This is a genomic window from Mesorhizobium sp. M0698 (assembly GCF_040320455.1).
Lineage (GTDB): Bacteria > Pseudomonadota > Alphaproteobacteria > Rhizobiales > Rhizobiaceae > Mesorhizobium.
Map to the genome: position 1 here is coordinate 1 of NZ_JAMYPQ010000066.1, position 4668 is coordinate 4668.

General features: G+C 60.7%; 1 protein-coding gene. It reads left to right on the forward strand.

What is annotated here, in order from left to right:
- The first annotated feature begins 183 nt into the window (after positions 1-183).
- Positions 184-4542 carry a Ulp1 family isopeptidase gene (locus NKI16_RS33840; RefSeq protein ID WP_352830495.1) on the forward strand — a complete coding sequence of 1453 codons (4359 nt, stop codon included), beginning with the start codon at positions 184-186 and terminating at the stop codon, positions 4540-4542.
- The last annotated feature ends 126 nt before the right edge of the window (positions 4543-4668 follow it).

The window sequence follows — 4668 nt, forward strand, 5'->3', positions numbered from 1 at the left end:
AGCGGACAAGAACACGCCGCGGCGCCCTACGCCGGAGGCAGTGGGTCGATGCTGGGTGCCTCGGTGCTGCAGCCGGGTCACTCAACGGCGCGCCATCATGATGCGCCGGATTCGTCAGTGGTTGATCTGAATCCCCCCGCACCGTCCGAGTTGCGTGACCCTGCTCGTTCTGTGCCGGCGGCGGTGCAGCCAGATCCTCCAATAGGGGTCTCCGGTCCCGACAAGCGTCCTCTTTATTCCAACGATGCGACCGTTGTCGAAGGGCTGAGGTCAGCATTGGAGAGCACGGTCAAGCGCCATGTAAATTCTCTTCTCGGCTTTGGTCGTTGGCTCTTTGATAATAACAGGCCGGGATTTGCTGCTCGGCTTCACGAGGAGTCGCTGGATCCGGATCTCAAGGAGTACGAGAGCAAGAGTGGCTCCTCGGACGTGGCTAGAGCAGTGGGTCATCTCAAGACGTGGGCGGGCGGAGCGCCAGTGCTGGACCGCGCCGCTGTCCTGAATAATCCCGACCCTGCCGACGCCGCGCTCATCAGAGATTACACAGCGGCTCCCATCAAAGAGTACAAGGCAGCGCCGACCGGGCCGAATCCCGCTACCATTCAGACCTATGGATCTGCTCCTAGACGTTTCAGTGAATACCTGGTTGAAAACAAAAAGCCGGGGATTGCGGCTCGGCTTCACGAGGGGTCGCTGGATGAAGATGCCAAGCGCTATAACAACTCCGGTGGGATCAGTGCACTAGCTCATCTCCGGAAGTCCGAACTCGGGCGCGAGCTCCCTGGGAAAGCTAATGAAGACGACGCTGTTCTGCCATTGTCTTTCGTGCCAACTGGGCCCCATCACCAAGCCTCGGATCCCGCAGGGTCCTTTCGTCCCCTGATCTGGCGCGACGGCGACCAGCGCGCGCCGGACGAGCGGATCGCTGCACAGGACAGGAGCAACCAGCTATCAAGCGAGGAGGTCCTCATCAACCGTGAGCATGATACAGCGGAGTTGAGACCAGCGAAGAGGCAAAGGCCCCTGAACAGTCGTCTGCAGGACGTTGCCACTGAGCCGCAGCTGAGCGAGATCGGCAATTCAGGCGCTCGCGTGCTGATGCAGGCCCCCACCCATCAAGTGGGTGCATTGCCATGGGAAGCGCAGCCCATGATGCAAGGGAGCGGACAAGAACACGCCGCGGCGCCGTATGCCGGAGGCAGTGGGTCGATGCTGGGTGCCTCGGTGCTGCAGCCGGGTCACTCAACGGCGCGCCATCATCATGCGCCGGATTCGTCAGTGGTTGATCTGAATCCCCCCGCACCGTCCGAGTTGCGTGACCATGCTCGTTCTGTGCCGGCGGCGGTGCAGCCAGATCCTCCAATAGGGGTCTCCGGTCGCGACAAGGGTCCCCTCTATTCCAACGATGCGACCGTTGTCGAAGGGCTGAGGTCAGCTTACGCGGGTAAGGTCAAGGAGAGCACGGTCAAGCGCCATGTAAATTCTCTTCTCGGCTTTGGTCGTTGGCTCTTTGACAATAACAGGCCGGGATTTGCTGCTCGGCTTGACGAATCGTCGCTGGATCAGGATCGCAAGGAGTACGAGAGCAGGGGTGGCCCCTCGGAGTACGAGAGCAGGGGTGGCCCCTCGATCGTGGCTAGAGCACTGGGTCGTCTCAAGACGTTGGCGGGCGGAGCGCCAGTGGTCGACCGCCCTGTCCGGAATCCCTACCCTGCCGACGCCGCGCTCATCAGAGATTACACAGCGGCTCTCATCAAAGAGTACAAAGAAGCGCCTGCGACCGGGCCGAATCGCGGTACCATTCAGGTCTATGGATCTACTCTTATACGTTTCAGTGAATACCTGCATGAAAACAAAAAGCCGGGGATTGCGGATCGGCTTCACGAGGGGTCGCTGGATGAAGATGCCAAGCGCTATGTGAACTCCGGTGGTAACCGGAGGATCAGTGCACTAGCTCATCTCCGGAAGTTCGCACCCGGGCGCGAAATTGCCCTTGCTGCTCGTCCGGAAGACGCAGTCGGCATGGAGGCTCGTGCCATTGGGGACGCCGCTGCGCAGCGCAGCGGGACGCAGGAGGCATTGGGTCGGCCAGAGAGGCCCCCTGGGAAAGCTAAAGACGGGCGGGTGCTCGGCGCATTGGAATGGCTAGGCGACGAACATATCCAGAGGGATTACCAACTCCTGGAGCAGGAGTTGCAGGGGAACAATCCAGATCTCGCCGCCCGGACGCGGTTCGTGGATCCCCTCGTAGCCAATTATCATCTGCGCTTGGGCTCCGAGAGCGTCATGCTAAGCGCATTCCAGCGCATCGTCCATCAGAACGGTAACGACACAGCCGACTTCCTGTTCGTGCCAGTGAGCGATGGCGGTAAGACTCTTGCGGAGCGCGGCACCCATTGGTCGCTGCTGTTCGTTGATCGCAGCGACCGGGAACGGCCGGTTGCCTATCATTATGACTCCTACAACGGATGCAATGACACGCTTGCAAAAGAGCTCGCAGAAAATCTGGGCGCCAGCCTGGAGACCCGCGTGGGCGTATCCCGCATCGCCCAGCAGAGCAACGTGGTGGATTGCGGAGTCTACGTGGTGGACGGCACGCGGGCGCTGGTTGGGCGATTGCAATCGCAGCCAGATAACCTGAACCTCAACAACCTCGTCGTCAATCGGCAGGCACTACAAACCCGCCTCAGGGGTGACAATACATTCGGAACGGCAAATAATCTCACGAACTTTGAACTCATGGACCGACAGGCCCGAGACGCGGTTAAGGAAAGCCCCGTTGGGACGTTTCACCAGCAGATCAAGCGGCTCGGCCAGTCAGCGCCAGACGTTGCTCCCGGGGACCCATTTAAATCTCAAAGTCTTGAGAGCAAGGGGGACGCCGCTGCGCAGCACAGCGGGCCGCAGGAGGAATACAGTTGGCCAGAGTATCTCCCCCCTGGGAAAGCTAATGAAGACGACGCTGTTCTGGCATCGTCTTTCGTGCCAACTGGGCCCCATCACCAAGCCTCGGATCCCGCAGGGTCCTTTCGTCCCCTGAGCTGGCGCGACGGCGACCAGCGCGCGCCGGACGAGCGGATCGCTGCACAGGACAGGAGCAACCAGCTACCAAGCGAGGAGGTCCTCATCAACCGTGAGCATGATACAGCGGAGTTGAGACCAGCGAAGAGGCAAAGGACCCCGAACAGTCGTCTGCAGGACGTTGCCACTGAGCCGCAGCTGAGCGAGATCGGCAATTCAGGCGCTCGCGTGCTGATGCAGGCCCCCACCCATCAAGTGGGTGCATTGCCATGGGAGGCGCAGCCCATGATGCAAGGGAGCGGACAAGAACACGCCGCGGCGCCGTACGCCGGAGGCAGTGGGTCGATGCTGGGTGCCTCGGTGCTGCAGCCGGGTCACTCAACGGCGCGCCATCATCATGCGCCGGATTCGTCAGTGGTTGATCTGAATCCCCCCGCACCGTCCGAGTTGCGTGACCATGCTCGTTCTGTGCCGGCGGCGGTGCAGCCAGATCGCCCAAAAGTGGTCTCCGGTCCCGACAAGGGTCCTCTTTATTCCAACGATGCGACCCTTGTCGAAGGGCTGAGGTCAGCACTCTATGCCGGTAAGGTCGGGGAGATCACGGTCAAGCGCCATGTAGATATTCTTTTCGGCTTTGGTCATTGGCTCGTTGAAAATAACAAGCCGGGGATTGCGGATCGGCTTCACGATTCGTCGCTGGATCGGGATCGCAAGGAGTACGAGATCTGGGGTGGCGGCCCCTCGGCCGTGGCTGGGTCACTGGGTCGTCTCAAGACGTGGGCGGGCGGAGCGCCAGTGGTGGGCCGCCCTGCCCTGAATCCCCACCCTGCCGACGCCGTGCTCATCAGAGAGTACACAGCGGCTCTCATCAAAGCGTACGAGGCAGCGCCGACCGGGCCGAAACCCCGTACCGTTGAGGTCTATGGGTCTGCTCTTAGACGTTTCAGTCAATGCCTGGTTGAAAACAAAAAGCCGGGGATTGCGGATCGGCTTCACGAGCGGTCGCTGGATGAAGATGCCAAGCGCTATATGAAAACCGCTGACATCAGTGCACTAACTCATGTCCGGAAGTTCGCACTCGGGCGCGAAATTGCCCTTGCTGCTCGTCCGGAAGACGCAGTCGGCATGGAGGCTCGTGCCATTGGGGACGCCGCTGCGCAGACCGCGGCACAAGCTCATGGCCACGCAGGAGAGCAGGGACCCATCTCTCGAGCTCAACAAGTCGCGCCAGCGCCGTTTGAACGGCACTTGGGCAAGAAGCGTGAGGCCCAGGACGGACTGACGAGTACACTTGACAGGAGCAACCTCGTGAACAGCGGGGGCGTCATCATAAACAATGAACATTACACAGCGCTGTTGAGACCGGCGAAGAGGCAGAGGACTGATAATCCGCAAAGCCGCGCCATGGGGCGGCAACTGAGCGAAGCAACCACGACGTCCATCAGCCAAGCCTCCGATCAAGCCCGAGCGGACCTAATGGCTTCCTTCAGAAGCAGGGAGCGCTCCGACGCGGGGCGTTGAGCTCCATGGCTGGGGTCAAGCAGAACAGCTCTCTTGACGACAGAGGCGCTGATGCGATCTCCGGACCGGTAGCTCTCGCCGTAATTGATCAGGCTGGTACTGTTGGAAGGCTTGATCAGCCTCGTC